This is a genomic window from Desulfosporosinus sp. BICA1-9 (genome assembly GCF_000802135.1).
Window position 1 is genome coordinate 1 of the sequence record NZ_JUEE01000170.1, and the last position, 22,016, is coordinate 22,016.

Annotated in this window: 21 protein-coding genes and 2 pseudogenes; 2 read left to right on the forward strand and 21 right to left on the reverse strand. The window is 44.9% G+C overall.

Annotation, left to right across the window (positions count from 1 at the left end):
* Both JL57_RS35145 and JL57_RS21305 read right to left on the reverse strand, forming a co-directional pair.
* Positions 1-440 (reverse strand): annotated as a pseudogene (locus JL57_RS35145) (peptidase); the annotation flags it as partial.
* An 857-nt stretch (positions 441-1,297) separates the two neighbouring features.
* Complete coding sequence (locus JL57_RS21305) at positions 1,298-1,729, reverse strand: hypothetical protein (protein ID WP_034142802.1); 432 nt, start codon at positions 1,727-1,729, stop codon at positions 1,298-1,300.
* 236 nt (positions 1,730-1,965) lie between these two features.
* Between JL57_RS21305 and sigI the strand changes: the two genes are divergently transcribed.
* Both sigI and JL57_RS21315 read left to right on the forward strand, forming a co-directional pair.
* Positions 1,966-2,676: an RNA polymerase sigma-I factor gene (sigI, locus tag JL57_RS21310; RefSeq protein ID WP_034142801.1), complete on the forward strand. Its 711-nt coding sequence runs from the start codon at positions 1,966-1,968 to the stop codon at positions 2,674-2,676.
* A gap of 22 nt (positions 2,677-2,698) precedes the next feature.
* On the forward strand, positions 2,699-3,733 hold the full coding sequence (locus JL57_RS21315; RefSeq protein WP_034143957.1) for an anti-sigma factor domain-containing protein: 1,035 nt from the start codon (positions 2,699-2,701) through the stop codon (positions 3,731-3,733).
* A gap of 124 nt (positions 3,734-3,857) precedes the next feature.
* Here JL57_RS21315 and JL57_RS21320 read toward each other — a convergent pair whose 3' ends face one another.
* The 19 genes and pseudogenes from JL57_RS21320 to JL57_RS21410 all read right to left on the reverse strand — a co-directional run bounded on the left by JL57_RS21320 (position 3,858) and on the right by JL57_RS21410 (position 22,005).
* Positions 3,858-4,724 carry a response regulator transcription factor gene (locus JL57_RS21320; protein ID WP_366557068.1) on the reverse strand — a complete coding sequence of 289 codons (867 nt, stop codon included), beginning with the start codon at positions 4,722-4,724 and terminating at the stop codon, positions 3,858-3,860.
* Positions 4,666-5,430, reverse strand: coding sequence for a YgcG family protein (locus tag JL57_RS21325; RefSeq protein ID WP_034143958.1), 765 nt, complete (start codon positions 5,428-5,430; stop codon positions 4,666-4,668). Before JL57_RS21325 ends, JL57_RS21320 begins: the two co-directional genes overlap by 59 nt.
* A gap of 35 nt (positions 5,431-5,465) precedes the next feature.
* Entirely contained in the window at positions 5,466-6,017 is a 552-nt protein-coding gene (locus JL57_RS21330) for a LemA family protein (RefSeq protein WP_034143959.1), read from the reverse strand.
* 294 nt (positions 6,018-6,311) lie between these two features.
* Entirely contained in the window at positions 6,312-6,500 is a 189-nt protein-coding gene (locus JL57_RS21335) for a twin-arginine translocase TatA/TatE family subunit (RefSeq protein ID WP_034143960.1), read from the reverse strand.
* 19 nt (positions 6,501-6,519) lie between these two features.
* The gene (locus tag JL57_RS21340; protein ID WP_045691507.1) at positions 6,520-7,956 is read right to left on the reverse strand and encodes a nickel-dependent hydrogenase large subunit; all 1,437 of its coding nucleotides are present in this window, start codon (positions 7,954-7,956) and stop codon (positions 6,520-6,522) included.
* A gap of 33 nt (positions 7,957-7,989) precedes the next feature.
* Entirely contained in the window at positions 7,990-9,033 is a 1,044-nt protein-coding gene (locus JL57_RS21345; RefSeq protein WP_366557069.1) for a hydrogenase small subunit, read from the reverse strand.
* Positions 9,034-9,513: 480 nt separating this feature from the next.
* Entirely contained in the window at positions 9,514-9,999 is a 486-nt protein-coding gene (locus JL57_RS21350) for a hypothetical protein (RefSeq protein WP_291300383.1), read from the reverse strand.
* Positions 9,996-10,214, reverse strand: a complete 219-nt coding sequence (locus JL57_RS21355) for a hypothetical protein (protein ID WP_291300384.1) — start codon at positions 10,212-10,214, stop codon at positions 9,996-9,998. Before JL57_RS21355 ends, JL57_RS21350 begins: the two co-directional genes overlap by 4 nt.
* Before the next feature lie 84 nt (positions 10,215-10,298).
* On the reverse strand, positions 10,299-11,720 hold the full coding sequence (locus JL57_RS35150) for an ATP-binding protein (RefSeq protein WP_291300385.1): 1,422 nt from the start codon (positions 11,718-11,720) through the stop codon (positions 10,299-10,301).
* Positions 11,717-12,407, reverse strand: a pseudogene (locus JL57_RS21365) (response regulator transcription factor). The gene JL57_RS35150 and the pseudogene JL57_RS21365 overlap by 4 nt, the downstream one beginning before the upstream one ends.
* A 229-nt stretch (positions 12,408-12,636) precedes the next feature.
* Entirely contained in the window at positions 12,637-12,897 is a 261-nt protein-coding gene (locus JL57_RS21370; RefSeq protein WP_034143961.1) for an SHOCT domain-containing protein, read from the reverse strand.
* Positions 12,898-13,007: 110 nt separating this feature from the next.
* Positions 13,008-14,024 (reverse strand): HoxN/HupN/NixA family nickel/cobalt transporter, encoded by a 1,017-nt coding sequence (locus JL57_RS21375; RefSeq protein ID WP_045691508.1) that lies wholly within the window; start codon positions 14,022-14,024, stop codon positions 13,008-13,010.
* Between the two features lie 182 nt (positions 14,025-14,206).
* Positions 14,207-14,656, reverse strand: a complete 450-nt coding sequence (locus JL57_RS21380; protein ID WP_034143962.1) for a HyaD/HybD family hydrogenase maturation endopeptidase — start codon at positions 14,654-14,656, stop codon at positions 14,207-14,209.
* 251 nt (positions 14,657-14,907) lie between these two features.
* Complete coding sequence (gene tatC / locus JL57_RS21385; protein WP_291300386.1) at positions 14,908-15,657, reverse strand: twin-arginine translocase subunit TatC; 750 nt, start codon at positions 15,655-15,657, stop codon at positions 14,908-14,910.
* Between the two features lie 136 nt (positions 15,658-15,793).
* Entirely contained in the window at positions 15,794-16,012 is a 219-nt protein-coding gene (locus JL57_RS21390; RefSeq protein ID WP_034143963.1) for a hypothetical protein, read from the reverse strand.
* Between the two features lie 15 nt (positions 16,013-16,027).
* Positions 16,028-18,607, reverse strand: a complete 2,580-nt coding sequence (locus JL57_RS21395; RefSeq protein ID WP_034143964.1) for a heavy metal translocating P-type ATPase — start codon at positions 18,605-18,607, stop codon at positions 16,028-16,030.
* A 65-nt stretch (positions 18,608-18,672) separates the two neighbouring features.
* Complete coding sequence (locus JL57_RS21400; protein WP_034143976.1) at positions 18,673-18,969, reverse strand: metal-sensitive transcriptional regulator; 297 nt, start codon at positions 18,967-18,969, stop codon at positions 18,673-18,675.
* 372 nt (positions 18,970-19,341) lie between these two features.
* Positions 19,342-20,583: a [FeFe] hydrogenase H-cluster maturation GTPase HydF gene (hydF, locus tag JL57_RS21405; protein WP_034143965.1), complete on the reverse strand. Its 1,242-nt coding sequence runs from the start codon at positions 20,581-20,583 to the stop codon at positions 19,342-19,344.
* Positions 20,584-20,595: 12 nt separating this feature from the next.
* Entirely contained in the window at positions 20,596-22,005 is a 1,410-nt protein-coding gene (locus JL57_RS21410) for an aspartate ammonia-lyase (protein WP_034143966.1), read from the reverse strand.
* Between the last annotated feature and the right edge of the window lie 11 nt (positions 22,006-22,016).

Consider the following 22,016-nt stretch of genomic DNA (forward strand, 5'->3'; position numbering starts at 1 on the left):
TAACCGCTACCGCCCATCATACCGTAACCGCTACCGCCCATCATACCGTAACCGCCACTGTATCCATTAGCACCGAAACCTCCCATCATGCCATAACCACCACCATATCCATTAGCACCGAAACCTCCCATCATCCCATAGCCTCCACCATTCCCATTAGTACCGAAGCCTCCCATCATTCCATAGCCTCCACCATATCCGTTGGGTCCTGGAGTGGTAAGCACATCAGAGTTATCATTTGGGGAAGACAGTGCTAAAGTTATAGGTTGAGGTGTCCCAAGCTGACTACTCTGTGTCGTTGTTTCAACTGTCTGTGTGAATCCAAGAGTTTGTCCCAACGATTTCACGGCACCTGAACCAGAGGTTAGGGCGAAAGCCGTACCCGAAAGCGCTATCACGCTTGCAATTGAGAGTCCTACAATCCATTTTGTCTTGTTCATTTCTTTTTCCTCCTTTAATTTCAACCAAGAATGTTTTCACAGCAACCCTGTCTTTATGTCTTAAGTATATTTAATCAATTCGATTATGCTGTGAATGAGTTATGAATTTCTTATGAATTTTCTCTCGAATTCGATAAAACTCATAACAAAACTGTGAATTTCCCATTAAATAAGGGACTCTGATTGATTCAGAATCCCTCTAAGCAATAAACTGATTCGAACTCCACAGTGCTGAAGTCCAATTGAGTCGATAACGTGCGCCATCCCCTCGAAAATCCTAATCCGAACCGTTCTCTTCTGACGTTAATGGCTCAATTTTATGACAATTGCAAAAAAATCAAGTATAACAACCTTCTTTGCCCAAGCCCCTGGGCTTTTTTTAATTCCATAAACACCTGATAATCTTCCGTGCTGCCAGTGGAAGCTAGGACTAGCTACCATAATTTCTCTAATAGAACCAAACAATATTATGGCTTCTGTTCACAAGAAATTCATAAGTTTTTCATAGTAAGTTCATAAAAATCTGGTATCTTGAGTCTAGGGCTCCCCATGACAATGCAAGATTGGAAATCACGTGGCTTCAATTACTCCAGCAGGAAGACTTAGTCTTCTTTTCTATTGCTACGAGATTGTCGCTCATGTTGACTCTATAAATATTCTAATCGTCCAAGCAAACTTGACTGGATTTCTAAAACTCGGAAATATTCGGAAAGGCTCAGACCCTGAATAATCGGTCTGAGCCTTTCCAGATCTTACGGCATTCGTCCGTACACCTACGGCACATATATTCACCTTCCTGACAATGATTATCTTTCATTGAAAAAATCAAGCAGCCATGTAAGCTGCCTGATCTCAACTTATCTTCCCATACTTCCCATGGATCCCATCATATTGTTGCCACTTGATTTTTGGGCTGGCTGTTGAGAAGCGTTTGAATTGTTCGGTTTGTTCGTTCCAGCCATTCCTTGCGTGTGTTGGGAATTAATCATCTGGTCATTCATTTGAGTGTTCATAGGCATGTTTTGCATTTGATCATTCATGGACACGTTCGAACTCCTCATTTGATCGTAGACATCTGTCTTAGATGGAACTGTTTGATCCGGCTGAGTGGTTTCTACCTGCTCAACTTCCGTGCTTGTAATATCATTGTTGTCCATATAAGCCTGTGCGTTCGAAGCTTTTGGCTGCATGTCCGTGGTATTTTTGCCGATTGTAGTAGCGTTCACGATCCCTGCCAATCCAAGTACCATAACTATTGATAGTGAAACCATTAAAACTCTCTTCTTCATAATTCATTCAAATCCTTTCGTAATTCGTTACTTAGTGTTTGCTCTGTAACTCCAATACTTGAAGCAATTTGTGATCTTCAGTCTAGCTGTCACCTCCTGTAGTCGCTAAAGTATTCGTACACCTGTTTAATTATCGAGGGGTAGGTTGAGAAATTTTCTTGACAAACTTTTTTCACTGGGTACCCCCTTAAATTTCTGATACATATACGAAAATATCCATAAGTGGAGGGGTAGAAGTGCCAGAATTAACGATTCAGCAAACTTTACTACTAGCCAAAGAAGGAAACGAACTTATTAGAGAAGAGTTTATACAAAATCACAAGCCATTTATCATGAAAATCTGCTTCAACATCTGTAAACGCTATCTCACCTGGGGACATGATGACGAGCTAAGCATCGCTCTAGTCGCTTTTAATGAAGCTATAGACAGTTTTAAACCTAACGACGGAGCGTCTTTCTACGGTTTTGCCAAAACAGTTATTACTCGACGGTTGATAGACTACTTTCGCAAAGAGTCTAAACATCAAGTACTCTCTCTTACCCCGTTGGAGGCTGACAAAAATGATCTATATGATTATGATTCAGCATCATCTTTTGAACTATATAAAGAAGAAGAACAAAAAAATGATTTTGCTGAGACAACAAAAAACTATACCATTGTACTAGCCGAGTACGGAATAACATTGGAAGACTTAGTCGAAGTTTCCCCGAAGCATAGAGACAGTAAGTCAACTCTTTGGAGAGTTGCCCAAGAGCTTTGTGAACACCCTAATTTATTAAAACACCTAACTAAAACTAAGCTTTTACCGCTCAAAGAGTTAGAACTCCTTACAGGCGTGAAGCGAAAGGTTCTAGAAAGAGGTAGAAAATATTTGATCGCAACAGTTCTAATTCTATCGGATCCAGAATTCGTATCTTTGAAAAGTTTCACTCAGATAGACCAATAACTTAAAGAGAGGGGTTAGCTTAATGAAGAAGACGAGAGGCATTGTCATGAAGACATCAAAAAAAGCCACCATCCTTTACACTGAAAGCGGTGACTATTTGGAAATCAAAACGCCGAAGACCACTCCTGCCCTCGGACAGGTTATTGAAATCGAGCTACCTGTGCATAAACCTTTAAGTCATAGACTCCTCAGATTTGGTTCTATCGCGGCAATCCTGCTACTCGCCTTAACTCTAAGTGTCTACAATATAGTCTCAGTGCCTAATACTGCTGTGGCTGCTGTTGTGATGGATATGGACACAAGTTTGGAACTTTTAATTGACCGTGATGCTAAAGTTCTTGATGTAATCGATGCAACTCAAGGGTCCGGAAATACACCTTCGAACCTTCAGCTTCAAGGGATGGACATCTATGCTGCTGTAGACCTGATTATCGATAAAGCGAATAATCAAGGAGTATTTAATCAAGGTAACAACCTGATCCTGACGAGCATTATACCCATGGATAACCAACCGGTAGATGTTATCGATCAATCGAAACTCCGAGACTCTATCGAACGCCATATGCTTGAGAAAAACATCTCTGCTAACATGATGGTTAGTAAAACAGATGAAAATACCCAAAAAACAGCTCAAAGCCTTGGTATGAGTGTGAATCATTATCAGATTTACAAGCGTATTCTGGAAAAAGGATTAATTGTCACTGCTGATGGTTCTAATTCGAAGGATGCCCTTCATATGTTGACCGAGGCAAATACCACCTTAGTTTCACTTTTCCCGAAAGAAAGCATGTCGGTATCTCCCCAAAGCGGAATGCACGAAGAAATGTCCAACTCGATGAATAATCCGATGACTGGTGAAAGTACCCCAACAAAGAATTCCTCTGAGTCAGGATCAAGTCAAAGCTTTCCCAACAAAGCTGAAGAGTCAACATCTTCAGGATACACAATGCCTGGCAGCCAACATAAGAGCGGTGGTTCGTCAGAATCTATGCCAATACCTATGCAAAATAACTCAGGCAGTTCAGATGGCTCTGGAGAACATCAAATGATGCGTTAAGGCCCCGGATGCAGTATACAAAACTCCAGAACGAAATTATCAAGGCTCAGAACTATTAAATGTTCTGAGCCTTGATAAATGTTCATCCGTACAAACATATGTACTTTATTTTCTTCATAAGTCCCTATTCAGTCTCAATTACTTCAAACTTATATCCCCTGCCCCACACTGTGCTAACAAATGAAGGTGCACCGGGAACTCGCAATTTATCCCTTAAGCGATTAATGTTAGTATCTACTATTCTCACATCACCATAATAATCAAATCCCCATACACTTAACAATTGCTCTCTGCTAAATACTCGCCTCGGAGACCTAGCCAAAATAGATAAAAGATCAAACTCCTTGGGTGTTAAAAAAATTTGTTCGTCCAAAACAAAGACATCCCGGTTAAGTAAATCCATTCTCATTCCAATGAAATTTAAAATATGCTGATCCGGTACAGATCCGGTTGAGACTCTACGCGAGGCGGCTTTAATCCTAGCTACCAGTTCCCTGGGGCTGAAGGGTTTTCCCATATAATCATCAGCCCCTGTTTCTAAGCCGAGGATTCTGTCAACTTCTTCATTCTTTGCCGTTAACATGATGATAGGAACTGTAGAAGACTTCCTAATCTCCTCACAAACTTTAACACCGTCCATTATTGGCATCATTACATCGAGGATAATGATATCCCAAGGTTCAGAGCGGAACTTTTTCAGTGCTTCTTCGCCATCTACAGCTTCACCGACTGTAAAACCTTCTTTTCTTAGATATATACCAATTGCTTGGCGGATTTTCTCCTCATCATCGGCAACTAGGATTCGTAGATGGTTCATGCTGACTTCCTCCATGCATTTTCTTTTCCGTTTGCAAGATAATCGTAAATAACGTTCCTTCAACTGGTTTACTCCAGACACTGATGTGCCTCCATGGGTTTCTATAATTTCGGAATTACCAACGTCTGGAGCTGCCTCCTCCTCCACCTGAACCACCGCCACCACCGAATCCACCGCCTCCGCCGCCTCCTCCTCTGCCCCGGAATAACATTCCCAAAATTAAACCGAAGAAGAAACCCTTAAACAAGCGCTGGTCGACATAAAACAACAGGATGATCAGGATAAAGAAAATAACTTTAGCCCAGGTTGGCAGGGGCTTATTCGCTGCGGATGAAGATGGATCGGGTAACACTTTTGGCGAATTGATTTCTAAGGTTACTTGATACTCTTTAGCCACCTCCTGAGTTAAGGCACTGTATCCATTCAGGATTCCCTCGTTATAATCATTCTTTTGAAAATACGGGATCATATACTTATCCTGAATCTGGCCAGTCTTAGCATCCGGCAAGGCTCCTTCCAGTCCGTAACCGACCTCAATCCGAGAGACTCGATCCGTTGGAGACACAAGAATGAGCAGACCATTGTTCAATTTCTCATCACCGATCCCCCATCCCCGCAGGATAGCTAAGGCATATTCCTCAGGTGATGTTCCGTTGAGGCTGCTTACCGTGACGACCACGATCTGAGCTTTCGTTTTTTGCTCCAGCGCGGCAGAGGTTCGAACAATCATTTGTTCCGTAGTTTGATCCAGAACATCGGCCTGATCTAAAACGAAAAATTCGCTACTCGGTTGAGGGATAGAAAGGTTTGCTGCCCTTAAAGGGGATGCTATGGTAAGTATTAATAAAACTAACAGCGCAAGAAGGGGTATCCTCTTCATGGGGCTTCATTCCCTTCGTAAAACCTTCTTTACTTTTAAAATTTAACCGCTGGGACATTGTTTACATTGACATTCGGTTTGAAGTATTCTCTTTGCCCAAAGCCAAAGATTCCGGCATAAAGTGATGTGGGTAACGTCTTGATTTTGGTATTGTAGCTCTGAACAGAATTGTTGTAGTCCATTCGAGCGGTAGCGATGCGGTTTTCTGTACCAGCCAGTTCATCTTGTAAGGCACGAAAGTTTGCATCCGATTTGAGCTGCGGATAGCTTTCGGATATGGCTAATAATCTTCCTAGAGCACCGGTTAATGCCTGATCAGCCTGAGCTGCATCTCCCACAGTTGCAGCACCCGCTAATTTTGCTCTTGCTTCAGCGACCGCAGTAAAAACTTCTTTTTCCTGTGAAGCATATCCCTTCACGGTCTCCACCAAATTGGGAATCAAATCTGCTCTGCGCTGCAACTGGTTTTGAACCTGACTCCAGCTCCCATTAACATTTTCTGAGATCTTTACTAGGTTATTGTAACCAGAGATCAGCATCACTACCAAAAGGATAATTATACCTACTGGAATTAACCATTTTTTCATCATGAACGCCTCCTATTTGTTCTACCCAGATTCCCTCTAGTTTAACATTAGAACAAAATTTTCATTCATCAGTGGTGCCGCTATGCGGCATGGGGGTCTGATATATCAAAAAAGGCTTCCCCCATGGGAAATCATAGAGCGCTCAGTTAATGATAACTGGGCGCTCTAAATCGGGAAGGCAACTAATGTTAATGCAATTCAATCTTACGACTGGGATTTTTCAGGTGGCATTTGCAACACCTATTTCTTCAAAACCAAGGTGTTACGGCTTGAAGCAAATACTTTGGTTCGAGTTTACCCAGTGATATTGACATTTTCTTTGTTATCTTCTTTTATATCACTGACTACACTATCCTTAGCCGTTTTGAATTCCCGCAGAGCTTTCCCCACCGAACGACCCACGTCAGGCAACTTACCTGGTCCAAAAATGATCAGAGCCATCACCAAGATAATCACTAATTCTGGAAAACCTAGACTGGGCATAATCTATACCTCCTTATTTTCACTTACCGAATCCCGCTACACCGGGATGGGTGGCAATAAACTCTTTATCAATTCCTTTCTCCGGACTGATCACATGTACGGCACAACCAGTGCACGGATCAAAGGAGTGGATAATCCGTAACAGTTCGATCGGTCGCTCCGGATCCGCTACTTGGGTACCGATCAAAGCCTGTTCTAAGACACCTGGGACTCCCTTATCATCCCTGGGGGATGCATTCCAGCAAGTAGGGGTAATTACCTGATAGGAGCTTATTTTTTGGTCACTAATGCTTAGCCAATGGCCGAGTCCCCCCCGGGGAGCATCCGTTAACCCAATGCCAGTACCTGAATCAGGAGGGGTAGTTATCTTTTGATAAGCACTAGGTCCAGGAACAAGCTGATTCATCCATCCCGTAAGGGCTTCCGCAATCTTTTGGGTTTCCAGAGCCCGAGCTTTAATCCGGTCCATAACAGACACCTTGCCATTGTAATAACCGTTTATATTCATCCGGGCTAAGGGACCAAGTTCATACACCTGGTCTTCATAACGGGGTGCCTTTAGCCAGGTATAAGCTCCGCTTTTACCGTAAGCAGGAGTTGTCTGGCCCTTTGCCGGGTTTAATCCACTGGGGCTGGAATAGTACGAATACTGTACATACTCACTAATTTTATGGGGATCCACACTTTCACTTACACCTTTAATGAGTCGTCCACTCTTAAACAGCACCTTACCGTCTGCCTGATCAAAAACACCATAACTAAGGAAATTGCCCGGGCCTTGACCTATAGCGAAGTAATCGCTGTACGCGCTGGTTAAGGTCTCTACATCCGGCAAATATTTATTGTTTATGAAGTCTTTGACGGTTACCAAGTAGCTCTTCATTTGACTTATTAGCCCAGCCTCGAGGGGCATCGTTACGCCGCCGGGAGCTATACTCATAACGTGAGGCACCCTACCAGCCAGGATAGCCACCATTTCCTGCGCCTGACGACGGACTTTTAGGCCTTCCAGGTAATTATTGATTAGGCGTTGAGTTTCCGTACTATTGATCCGCATGTCTACATCATATCCGGGTGACCAAGGATTCAGTTGGGGACCAATAATATAATCCATTAAACTCAAATGATAAAAATGCAGGATATGGTCTTGTAAATAGTTGCCTGCCTGAATGATAGAACGTTGCAGAGTGGCTTGTGAACTAGGTGTAAAACCCATGGCTTGTTCATTGGCTTTAACCGAAGCAATGGCATGCGAGACAGGGCAAACCCCGCAAATCCGTTGCGTAATGTGGATCGCATCCCAAGGATGCCGATCCTTCAAAATGTTTTCCATATCCCTAAACAAGTTACCTGTCATATAAGCCGTAGTAACTTTATTACTGCTGTCCAGCTCTACCTTCACTTTTAAATGACCTTCTACCCTGGTTACCGGGTCTATAGTAATAGTTTTCGGCATAATTCTGATTCCTTTCTTAAGTTAAGTTACTAATTAACTAGTTTTAAACTTATACAACTTTGATTTAGACCTAATTGAATTCACAATGCCGGAACTCTGGTTGGAACTAGTATCACCGGTACCCATTCCGCCAGAGCCCGTTCCGCCAGAACTCATTCCACCTGATCCCATTCCATCAGAACCCATGCCTCCGTAATAAAAAGGCCCTTCTGGAAAACTCGGAGAAGCACAACTTATGCATTGCATGTCAGCCTTATCAATGCACCAGTTCACACCGTTATTCCATTTAAGGAGAGGACAACTGAAAGTGGTTTCAGGTCCTTTACAACCAATACCTCTATAGCAGCCAAAAACACCGTATTGATCCGCCATTGCTGAATGACGGCGAGGACAATTATTGTGGACTGTCGTGGGATAATATTCGACTGGCCTACCATCACTATCCAGTTTGGGTATGCCTTTGGTTAACAAAGTTACAATCGTTCCAACCATGGTTTCCGGATGAGCCGGACAAGCTGGTAAATTTATGATTGGTTTTTGTGTTCTCCCATTCAAAACTTCTTTGACTGTCTTAATACCTGTGTAAATCGACGGTTTGACTACTCCTCCATAAGAAGCACAGGTGCCTATGGCCAGAATATATTTCGCTTTTGGTCCTAATTCATTCACCGCATCGAGCATGGTCCAATTTTTTCCTTTTTTGTCTGCAATAACACAATAATTACCATTTGTGCTTGTCGGAATACCGCCTTCGATACAGAGAATAAATTCCCCTTTATAAGCAGTCGATGTGTCAATGATTGAAGTAACAGCCAGATCACCTGCTGCGGTGGCAAGATTAGGATGATACTTAACGCTGATTTGGTTCAACAGCACATCGTCGATTGTGGTCGGCTGGGTGGCGTTAAGTAGAGAAATAGAACAACCCGTACACATGGAACCTTGCAGCCAGATAACCGGCGGGCTGGTACTTGCAGCCAAAACCTCCTCAACTTTGATTAGATCTAAAGAAGTGAGTCCTAAAGCCATAGCAGATCCGGCAGCCCACTTCATAAAATCTCGTCGACTAATTTGCATACTATAACCTCCATTTTATAAGCATTTATTAAACTAATTTGTTTTTTATCTATCTGTAAAGTTAGGGTCACCTCCTATCTATATTTCAATAATAGGCTATTAGTTTGAATATCCTTTGAATAAAAGTTCACGTTTTTGTAATAATTGAGTGATTGTTATGATTAAATCCTTATACATGCCTTGAAATGGAATGAAAGGCATAAGAAAAAGACCATGAAGGAAACGCCAGGCTTCAGCCCGTTTTCTCAACCTTCATGGTCTCAGCCTTCTTAGTAAATAATTTTCCTGCGCCCTGTTTTCATCCTGGGGACGTGTTCACGAGGCTGGGATAGCGGAAAAACCCGCGAACACAGCCGGGCGGTCCTCAGCCTCGCATTGATTGCGCTCCTATACCGTCATCGCAGGACAGGGTTCGCTCGGTCGAGGCCGAGCAGGAATTGCTGCATCTACGGTTGCAACCCTGTACGCTGCTCGTGCTGCTTACGCCACCCATAGCGGGTCATGCCCCGCGGCTTGTACACCGACAGTGTCGTGGTTACGAGCAACACCAGCAAGCCAACCCCCGGCGTGGAGGAGTTGGCCCTGCAGCCCGCCGAGATTGGCACTGCCCGTCTCCGCCGCTACGTCTGCTAGGAAGCTCACTGTCTGCATGTTCCCCAATAAGACTTTGGTGGCAAGGATGGTTAGCAGGAGTTTGATAAGGACCCAATAGTACCGGAACAAGCCCCACTCGGTGCCCAGTGACATGACAAGCCCGGTTAGCAGCGAGGCGAGGGCTAACGGGACGATGGCGAACCAGCCGCTCAACTCCATCGCGATCCAGGCGGCACGTACCGTCTGAGCATCCTGGCTGGTCAGAGCGGCGACGACGAGAGCTAGGTAAGCAACGACTGCGCCGAGCCAGCCGACCGAGAAAGTGACATGCGCGGTGAGCGCGAACTTGCGGAGGCCGGGTGTCATGGTCATAGCTGTTTCACTCCTTGTTCTATGCCGCTGGAGGACGGCATGTGACGACTTGGGCCGTGTTTACCACCGCCGCCGGTGAGTTTCAGGATGACAAACAGCAGGATCAGGACGATGGCGATGATCCCAGACACCTTCACCCAGCGTGGTGTGCTTGGTGGTCGATCCTCGGTCGGCCTCACGCCGGTGTCGCTGTTGGAGTTTGGTAATTTACTCATTGAGTTATCCTCCTCTTTGTTTTCATGATCTCTTAGTGCAAAATCAGTATAGCAATGTTTCATGAACAGACGATGAACAGAGGATTACTCTTCTTCATGTTTTTTTGATTTGTTCTGAGCTATAGGGAGTGTAAAAGTAAAGGTAGTACCTCTTCCTACTTCACTTTCCACTTGAATCTCGGTTTGATGAAGATCTAAAATGTGCTTAACAATGGACAAGCCGAGCCCTGTACCTGCCTTTTTAGTTCGGGCTCTATCTGCTTTATAAAATCGTCCCCAAATAGATTCAATGTCCTCTTGCCTGATTCCCGGTCCATAATCCCGAATTGAAACCACCGCTTGTTCTTCTTTTTTCAAAATCACTTCGGCAGAACTATCTTGTGAGGAAAATTGTACTGCATTTTGAATCAAATTGACGATCACTTGATCAATCCGATTCGGATCAGCAAATACGTGGATGTCTTGTGCTTCTTCCGATATCAATTCCACATTGACTTGGTTTTTCACAAATTCAGGTTCCATGCGAGCCAAGACTTGGCGAACTAGTTCCGACAAATTAAAGATGACAGGTCGGATTTCGAGCTGCCCTGCTTCTATTCGGGCCATATCGAGAAGATCATTTACCAGCTTAATCATTCGCTCGGTTTGTTCTTTCATAATCGTAAAATAATGGCGTTTTCGTTCGTGGGGGATCGTATCATCCAGAAACGCCCTGACAAACCCATGAATTGATGTAAGAGGAGAGCGCAAATCGTGGGAAACATTGGCAACAAAATCCTTCCTCATCTGATCCAAGCCCGACAACTCCTGAGCCATATAATTGATCGTCTCCCCCAATTCTCCCAGTTCATCACGCGTCTTGATATTAACTCTTTGATCAAAGTGTCCCCTAGCGAGATGGAGGGCAACCCCATTCATTTCCCGAAGTGGGGCGGTAATTCTTCTAGAAAGGTAGTAGGTAAAAAAGCCTGTAATGGCAATAGAAATAATAGAGGCCAATACAAACAAGTACTTCATTTGGTTAAACTCTCTTTCCAGTCCATAAGAAACCATGACAATTGCTTTTTCTTCAATCGATGCATCTCTGTCAATCGGAGAAGCCACTATAAATATATGTTGATCGTCATACTCTTCCAACATCTTGTGGGTAGGTTGTTTCTCTCGCAATACCTCACGAATGATTTCTCTATCCACATTAAAAGAATCATCGCCAATTTGGTATAACAATGTGCCGGATTCGTCGTATAAGTAAAAAGCCTTATCCTGTTTGGCAATACTGAGCTCAAGAGATGAAATGATAATCTCCCTGCTCCAGCCGTTGTCATAAGATTTTTTGATATATTGAACCACCGTATGTAATTGGTTACGATCTGCACTTTGATGTTTATTGATTAGATCGTTCAGAAACAGCAAATGGGAAGCGATGGCAAACACGAAAAACGATACGAATAATATCAGGATATATGTGATCAACAGCTTCCAAAAAACGCTTTTTCTTCGTATCACTGGTTGTCCACCTCAAATTTATATCCAACTCCTCTTATGGTTTTTACCATCCAATAAGGGTTGGAGTCCCCCAATTTTTCTCGAATCCGTTTGATATGCACATCGACTGTTCGGATCCCCCTCAAAATCCAAACCCCATATTTGATCCAACAGCTGCTGACGTGTGAACACTTGATTTGGATGCGAGGTGAGAAAATACAGCAACTCCATTTCCTTGGGTGGCAACACGATCTCCTGTTTCTCACAGGTCACCTTGTATTGTTTAAGGTCAATCTTCAACAAGGGAATTTCAATGATCTCATTTGCATCTAACATCGGATTGGCTCGCCGCAGTACCGCTTTTATCCTCGCCATCAGTTCGTTCGGATCAAAAGGTTTCACCAAGTAGTCATCCGTTCCTAGGTCGAAACCTTTAAGTTTATCGCAGTTTTCGCCTTTCCCGGTCAACATAATAACGGGAGTTTTATCAAATCTCCTTATTTCCTTGCAAACTTCCCAACCGTCCATTTTAGGCATCATAATATCGAGAATGACAAGATCAGGAGGGTTATCATAAAACATTTCCAGTCCTTTCATTCCATCGTTTGCAACGTTAACGATATACCCGCTTTTTTCTGCATATAAAGTGATCAACTCACAAATATAAGGATCATCTTCAATGACTAGAACTTTAACTTGCTTGCTCATCATCGGCCCCTTAATCATTTACATCAATATTAGCATCTATTTATGAACAGAAAATGAACAAAATAAAATACTACCAGCCATGTTCACATTGTGTTCATGTTTCTTAAATAGACGAAGGAATAGCCCATGTGGTTTTAGACGACAATCAAAGTAAAAAAGTTAGGCTTATTAAATGATAAGGAGAACAGACAGCATTTAAAGCTGCCTGTTCTCTTCTTGCATGGGATACTTACTTATTTTGCAGTATATCACGACGGTGGTTATATTCTTCTGTATCAAGTTCACCGCGAGCATACCGTTCACGTAAAATGTCCAGAGCATCCCCCCGGCCACCCGTCTCATTTGGGGCGTGTTTGCCTATACGCCGAAATAGATAAACCCCGAGGACGAACAAACCTATCCAAAAGATCATTTGAATTGCCATACCGATTAAGCCCATCCACCAATAACCTCCACCGTAAGTACCATAGCCACCCCATCCATTCATCATAGTTTGCATTCCTCCTTTATTTAACCCTAAAATTATCTCATGAATTAGACTTGCACGTTATTGTTATTTTTTACAAAGTTTAATAAGAAAATGCAACCGATCATAATTAATCAGGCATTTTCTAGATGCAAAACCTTCCAGAATAAGTATGAGATCCCCCAGCTAATGATGAACAAAACAACCAGCACATAACCCATATTGCCAAAGTTCAAATCCATAACCCACTGCCATTGGCCGTAGTTTAACCCTAGTTTAGTGATAAGAATTTGCCCCAACTCAATAATTCCAATAAACAAGGCAGCAACAACGGACAGTCCGGTGACTGTAAGGTTGTAATAGATTTTGCGCAAAGGTGTGGAAAAGGCCCAGTTATAGGCTGTGGTCATAAACACTCCATCAGCGGTGTCCATTAAACTCATTCCCGCCGCAAACAGAATTGGCAGAGCCAAAACTGCACCCACAGGGATCGATTGAGTAGCCGCGTTAGCTGAGATTGCAAGCAAGGCCACCTCTGATGCCGTGTCAAAGCCCAATCCAAATAGAAAACCAAGCGGGTACACATGCCAGCTTTTAGTGATAAGGCGGTAAAGTGGTCCACAGAAACGGGATATTAGCCCTCTGCTTAAAAGAAGTTGGTCTAAGTTATTATCATTATATTTCCCTTCACGCATTTGGCTAAACAGCCGATAAAGATCGGCCCAAATGTACAGGTTTAAAATTCCGATGAGAATCAAAAAGCTTCCTGAGACAGCAGTGCCAATCAGACTACCTACTTCTTTCAGTTGAGGAATGTTTTGTTGTGCCCAGTTCATCGATACTACTGTAACTATGGTCATAACCAAGACAACTGACGAATGGCCCAGCGAGAAATAGAAGCCTATTCCTGTAGGGTCTGATTTTTCCTGTACCATTTTCCGTACTGTATTATCTATGGCCGCAATATGGTCTGCATCAAACGCATGCCTGAGTCCAAGAGTATAAGCTAAGAAGCCAAGTCCCAATAATTGCGGATAATTGCCAGCGTTGAAGAACAGTAAACTCAGTCCTAGTATGTGTATTCCTAATACGGCACTGCCGTAGCGGAGCCACTTGGCTCTGCTTATTCCGTCATATTTGCGATCAGTCATGATATTATCCCTCTTTCCCGATATTTAAATGCTTATGTTATTTCTTAATAAAAAAACCATGAAGGAAACACCAGGCTTCAGCCTGTTTTCTCAACCTTCATGGTCTTAGCTTCTTGGTATATAGTTTATCCAGCGCCCTGTTTTTATCCCGGGGACCGTGTTCAGGAAAGCAAGCTTGCGCTTCAGGCTACTGCCTCTTTTTCAATTAAGTCTATAACCTGAGGCAGCATAGTTACCATTTCCACTGACAGCCCCAGAGATTCCTTAATCTCCTTTGGTTCAATGCCAATGATGATAACCTCGGGATTTTTCTCCATCAATCCAGCGAGTCTGACCAAATCAAGGATTTGTGTATCATGCAGGGAGATATCTGAACTGGTATAAGCACCTAACTGTTCGGGCTTAAGGCGATATACCGTACCCGGGGGATGCCCACCAGACAGACTGTCCACAACAATGACCCGCTCATTGGTCAGAAACAACTCTAACATATCCAGGGTGGAAGTACCCCCATCGACTAAATCTACATGAGGTAAGGATCCCTTCTCCTGCAGTGCCTGAACCACCCGTACACCTATCCCGTCATCTCGTAAGAGGATATTTCCTATGCCGAGGACTGCCGTCTTTTTCATCTGCCAACCTCCATCTTGATGTTATGGGCAATTCAAATCGATACACGAATTATAATTAATCCATATGAAGAACCCTTGAATTAAAAATCACGTTTTTGTAACATAGTTTATTTACATTTCCTTGAATTTTAGTTCAAAAGCAAAAGACCTAATATCCTTGTTTTTAGGATATTAGGTCATTGCGTAAACCCTATGTGTCTATCTGGTAGTTTTGTGACTTTTATAAACTACTTGGTTACAAAATTTTAATATCATATCTCCTGTACAAGTGACTGTTTTTTTCTTGCGGAAACTTTTTCATAGCTGTAAATCAACAAAATGCTCAATTCGTATAAGCCGAATACCGGAAGACTGGCCGCGGCTAAAGTGAAAACATCCGGTGTCGGAGTGAGTAGGGCGGTAACTACGACAATCGCAAGACCTGCCAATTGTCGCTTTTTTTTCAGTGTTTTGGAACTAATAACTCCCAATAAAGCCAGAACCCCCATGATTAACGGTAATTCAAAGACTGCCCCCATCGCTAGAATCAGCATGATTACAAAGGAAAAGTAGAGGTTAGCTGATAAGGTCGCCACCATATACTGTTGACCTGTGTTCAATAAAAACTTTAATGTCGTGGGAATGATGACCATATAACCAAACAAGACACCCGCTGCAAAGAGAAGTGTGGCGACAGGGATTACCCAATAAACGATTCTCCTTTGAGCATGGGTGAGTAAAGGAGATGCAAAACGGATGGACTGCCAAAGGATTAATGGGAAGCACACGATGAAGGCGCTGAAAAACACCACCTTTATTTTAGCCATGAACCCTTCCACAGGGCTGAGAAAAACCAGTTCCCGTTGGCCCAGAGGTTGGGTTAACAACTGCACCAAAACATCAGCTTTAAGATAGAACACCACCGTGACCACCATCAGTGCCAGCATAGACAAGGCTAAGACTTTGCGCGCCCGCTCCAACCGATCAATGATTTTAACGTAATTAATTATCAGCTCTCTCACCCCACTTTTGTTGCCATGGTTCAATAATAGCCTAATAGTTTGAAAATCCTTTGAATAAAAGTTAACGTTTTTGTAATATTTGGTTGTAGTGAATGGTACCGAAGTCCCGATGTTCAGCTTTAGCTGAACGAGTTCACTAACCCATGACCTTCTTTTTCATCACCGGAATGACGATCGGCATAAAGACAATCATACTCAGGATGAAAACCCAAACCATGCCACCAATTCGGGCTACAGCAGTATAGGTAGTTCCGTTTACCCAGGTGATACCCAGAAATATTAAGGTTATCGCCAGCGAAAGTGCCGTATAAACCACGAAAGACTGCCTAGCGGCTTTTGCTTCTAACTCGTTCATAGTAAAACCTCCTCCTTAGCGTGCTGTTTGTGGTTGGGGTACCAATTGCGCACTGGTTTTTAACTGGTCCTTCCGGAACGATGGTTGGTAGCGTTTTAAGAATAGTGTGTTCATCGTTACCGATACCGAACTCATGGCCATAAAGAAGGAAGCAAGTTCCGGACTAACTAAAAACCCTGTGAATGGATATAGAATACCTGCTGCTAAGGGAATCCCTGTGATATTGTAAACGAAAGCCCATACCAGGTTCTGTTTGATCTTGCGCATGGTGGCTCGCCCGATTTCAATGGCTCCTACCACATCGCGGATATCACTCTTGATGAGGATGATGTCGCCTGTTTCTTTGGCAACGTCTGTACCGGAACCAATGGCAATTCCCACGTCAGCCTGAGCTAAGGCTGGAGCATCGTTGATCCCATCTCCAACCATGGCTACTTTCAGACCTTTCTCCTGAAGCTTGATTACTTCGGCGGCCTTATCCTGGGGCAGTACTTCGGCAAGCACTGTCGTGATTCCCACTTGCCGGGCGATGGCTTCTGCCGTCCGCCGGTTGTCCCCGGTAATCATGGCTACTTGCACACCCATTTGCTGCAAGCGTTCCACGGCTTCTTTGGCATTTTCCTTCAGGATGTCCGCTACTGCAATGATTCCAGCTGCCTTACCGTCAACAGCGATCAGCATAGCAGTCTTGCCTTCTTCCTCAAACTGCTCCATTTTTTCATTCAGGTTTCCGATATCAATCTTCTGCAGCTTCATCAAACGACGGTTTCCCATCAGGATTGTCTGTCCTTGATAAGTTGCTCGCACACCATGTCCCGGTATCGCTTCAAAATCATCTGTATCTCCAACAGACAATCCTTTCTCTTTGGCCCCTCGTACGATCGCTTCACCTAATGGGTGCTCAGATGGTTTTTCCGTGATCGCCGCCAGCCTTAACACATCGTCTTGGGCAAAGCCCTCTGTCGTATAGACGTCAGTCACAGCAGGTTCCCCTTTGGTCAGAGTCCCTGTCTTATCGAAAATAACCGCATTAAGCTTGCTGCTGGATTCTACAGCATCGGCTCCTTTGAATAAAATACCGTTCTCCGCCCCCTTACCCGTACCAGCCATTATCGCACTGGGGGTAGCCAAACCGAGAGCGCACGGGCAAGAAATGATCAAGGTCGTCACCGACAAGAGAAGGGCGAAACCAAAGACACCGACTTCCGCTAAGCTATAGGGCGAGAAAACAAACTGGCTTGTCGGTAAGAAGTAAGCATCGTAACCAACAAAGAACCAGAAGAAGAAGACTATCAACGCGAGGACATGTACCCCGGCGATGAAATGACCGGCCACAAAATCCGCTAATTTTTGGATGGGGGCCTTGGTAGCTTGGGCGTCTTCCACCATTTTGATGATTTGGGCCAGAGCGGTTTCGCCACCAACTCTGGTTGCCTTGAATTTAAAAGAACCTGTCTTATTAATGGTAGCACCAGTGACCTGTGAACCAGCTCGTTTTTCCACCGGCATGCTTTCCCCGGTGATCATCGCTTCATCCACCACTGAATAACCGTCGGTAACTTCTCCGTCCACCGGGATGCTTTCCCCGGGCCGTACAAACACGATATCTCCGATCTCCACCTCATCGACGGCAATCTCTACTTCTTCACCATTGCGAATCACCCGCGCTGTTTTGGCCTGTAAGCTCATCAGATTACGGATCGCCTCCGAAGTTTTACCCCGGGTGAGCGCTTCCAAATAGCGCCCCAAAACGATGAACGCAGTCAGCAAAGCGGCTGACTCGAAAAAAGCAGCTCCTCGCCCGCCAAAACCAGCATCGGGCCAAAAGGTATTGATGGTTGCAATAAGATATGAGGCCCCAATCCCAGTTGCGTAGAGTAAGTTCATATCGGTTGCGCCACGTTTTAGTCCGTTCCAACTGTGTTTAAAAAACTGCCAACCGGGAATGAAGGCGATCGGTGTGGTCATGGCCCAAAGGACATAAACATTACCCAGAAACTCTGGTACAAAATAGGGAAAGATCCACATATCCCGGAACATGCCAATCATCACCAAACTGGCTAAGGGCCAGGCAATCCACATATTGCGGGTTTGGAACCGGAGTTCCTTTTGACGCGCCTCTTTCTCCCGGTCTAAAGCTTCCTGACCGGTCACCTTTTCGCTGGCCTCATAACCCAAAGCTTGGATCTCTTTCTTGATCCGGGTTTTATCCACGGCTCCGGGGTAAAACTTTACCTTGGCCGACTCCGCCGGTAAATTAACGACAACAGAGGTGACTCCCGGCATTCCCTTCACGGTCTTCTCAACTTTAGCGACACATGCCGCACAACTCATACCGCGCACAGTGAGCAAGACTTCCTCCTCCGGCACCTCGTAGCCGATGTCTTGAATTAGTTTCACCATCTGGGGTACTCCGGTCTGATCACTCGCATAAGTCACAGCCGCCTTGCTCGAAAGCAAATTGACGTGAACTTCCTGCACCCCAGCCATGTTTTTTAGGGTTTTTTCCACTTTTGCCACACAAGCGGCGCAAGTCATACCCTCTACCGGCAAACTTACCTGTTCAAAATGTTCGCTTCTTGTTGTTTCACTCATAACGTTTAACCTCCAATCGGTAATCTGACTTAGATTCCCTTTCGCTGTTTATTCTTTACAGAAGATTATCTGATCATGCGGAACACCGTTTTTAAGACTTCGTCTACCACCGCTGTGTCAGCAGCTTCCAACCGTTCCCTCACGCATGATTTCATGTGTTTTTCCAAAAGCAACTTAGAAACCCCATCGAGGGCAGACTGGGCGGAGGAGATCTGATTTAAGACGTCATCACAATATACTTGACGCTCGATCATTCCTTTAATGCCCCGGATTTGACCCTCAATCCGGTTCATTCGGGCGATAAGCTGTTGAATCGTCTTTTCTTCATGATGACTCCTCAGGTTGCCGTCTTCTTTCGTCATATCCTGATTACAACAAATTACTTTAATCGGTTCGTTCATTGACTCACCACCCTTCTCATATAGTATAGGGGTCTACCCTATATTCCTCGTTAAAAAAATAAACCATAATTGGCTCGGAAAAATAAAATGTGTGCTGTTCAGATTAGGATGATACCACCCCCATCCATATTTAAAATAATAGACTATTAGTTTGAAAAACCTTTGAATAAAAGTTAACGTTTTTGTAATACTTACGTAATGATAAAACACAAATGTGTGTCTTTGATGAAAATAATATGAATTACTTATGAAACATAAACATTTAATATTCTTTTTATTTTTTTGCTGTTACTCATGTAGTCCTAGCCGACGTCTCAAGATTGGTTGAACGACTCAATCTATATCAACATCTATCTCATCCATCATCTCTTGTAACGCCGGAAAAGGTGATAAAGCCCGCCGTAATATCCCCATCAAATAAGCGATACACACCCCGTAATTAACTATCGGCACCCCGGCCTCCTGCACCTTCGCCAGCCGCGCTAACATTTCGCGCCGGGTGATCATACACCCTCCGCAATGAACAACAAGTTTAAACTCAGAAAGGTTGGCCGGGAAGCTATTCCCGTTGCTAAAATGAAATTCCAGCTCGCCACCCACCTCCTGGCGCAACCAACGTGGTATCTTGACTTTGCCTATATCATCTTCCGTGCTGTGATGGGTACAGGCTTCGCTGATTAGCACCTTGTCTCCTGGACGTAGTTTGGCGATGGCTTTGGCTCCGGCCACCAGTGTCAGCAAATCTCCTTTATTACGGGCAAACAGAATAGAGAAAGACGTTAAGAGTACCTCAGGCGGAGTGTCGGCGTCCGCTTTGAGAAAGACCTGGGAGTCCGTGATCACGATTTTCGGCTTACGGTTCAAAGTGGCGATGCACTCTTTTAATTCTCTTTCTTTGGCGACATAGACCATGGCATCATGGTCCAGAATATCCCGGATCGTCTGCACCTGGGGCAGGATCAAACGCCCTTTGGGGGCCGCCAAATCAATGGGTACTACCAGAACAGCCAGATCACCGGGATCCAACAAATCTCCAACAATTGTCTGCTCATCCCAGGCCACCGGTGCGTTTCTAACCATGGTCATTTTCAGCTCCGCTAGACCCGTACGCCGCAAAGTGCTGGTCATAACCGGCTTAAGCCCGAATTTTTCTTCGATTTCTGCCGGTTCATCGGCCGGAACCGAGCGTAAATCCGTTTTATTCAGTATTACGATCAAAGGTAATTTTTTTTCCTGCACCCGCCGGGCAATTTCCAGTTCCAACTCCGATATGGAGTTACCGGTTACCAAAACCAGAAGCACCATATCGACTTGTTCTAGCACCTCCAAGGAACGCTGCACCCGTAGAGCACCCAATTCACCGCTGTCATCGATTCCCGCTGTATCAATAATCATCACCGGACCCAATGGCAGGATCTCCATTGCCTTAAAAACCGGATCCGTGGTAGTACCGGGCACCTCAGACACCAAGGCAATCTGTTGATTGGTCAAAGCATTAATCAAACTGGACTTACCGACATTGCGACGGCCAAAAATGGCAATGTGCAGGCGGTTACCACGTGGAGTAGTTTCCATGATTTTTTCTCCTTATCTTCTAATCCGACCCGGCCGGGTCACCTTGTCCGCTCTGATGATTTCATCCAGTTCTTCGGCCGTAAAGAGCCCGGCAGCCAGGACAGTATCCCGCACCGAACGTCTCGAAGCCAAAGCTTCTTTGGCCAAAGCAGCAGCCACATCGTAACCCAGCAAAGGGCTGATAACCGTAATGATTCCGGTGCTGTTATCCAAGTACTCGCGACACTTGGCGGTTTCCGCCCTGATGCCGGAAATACAACGTTCTGCCAGTAATAACATTGCCTTGCTCAGATTGTGCATAGCCGGCAATAAATTCGCCGCGATCAAAGGCAAAAATCCGTTTAATTCCAGCTGCCCACCCTGAGCAGCCAAAGTGATCGCCAGATCCTGAGCCATGATCTGATAGCCTACCTGAGTGACTAGTTCCGGCAACACGGGATTGACCTTACCCGGCATGATTGAAGAACCGACCTGTAAATCCGGCAGTAGGATCTCACCCAAGCCGGCACGCGGCCCGGAAGATAGTAGGCGCAAATCGGCCGTGATTTTGATTAAACTGGTGGCATTGGCTTTAAGCAAACCGGATACTTCGACAAAAACATCGGCATTCTGCGTTCCATCAATCATATTCTCCTGGCGTGCCAAACCTAAGCCACTCAGTAAGCGCAGGCGCTCGATCACCATATAGATGTATTTGCGGGACGCATTTAGCCCAGTGCCGATGGCTGTGCCGCCTAGGTTGACCTGGCGCAGCCTCTCTTCCACCTTATACAGGCGCCAGCGGTCACGGGCGATGGCTTCAGCCCAAGCGGCAAATTCCTGGCCCAGGGTTATCGGCACGGCATCCTGCATTTCGGTGCGCCCCACTTTGAGAACGCCGGCAAACTCCGCTTCCTTAGCCTGTAAAGCGCCCTGAAGGGTGGCACATGACTCAGCCAGGTGCCGTAGGAGCCTGATGGCGGCAAGACGTAAAGCGGTAGGATATACGTCATTAGTTGACTGAGACATATTCACATGGTTTAGGGGATGAACCAGGGAATAATCTCCCTTGTTTCCGCCCAGTAATTCGATCGCCCGGTTGGCAATGACCTCATTCACATTCATATTGGTTGAAGTACCAGCCCCGCCCTGCAAAGCATCTACAATAAACTGGTCGGCGAAGCGTCCTTCCGCCACCTCAGCCGCCGCCTGCGCGATGGCATTGCCTAGGGTCGGTTCTAATTCCTTCAAGGTCAGATTGGTTTCAGCCGCTGCCTGTTTTACCAAACCTAGGGCTTTGATTAACTCCGGGTGCACGGGCTGCCCGGAAACACTAAAGTTTTCGGCAGCGCGCAACGTGTGAATCCCGTAATACGCTTCCGCGGGAATCTCCCTAGTTCCCAGCAAATCCTCTTCACGGCGGAATTTCACTTCTATCACCATCCCAAGTATCC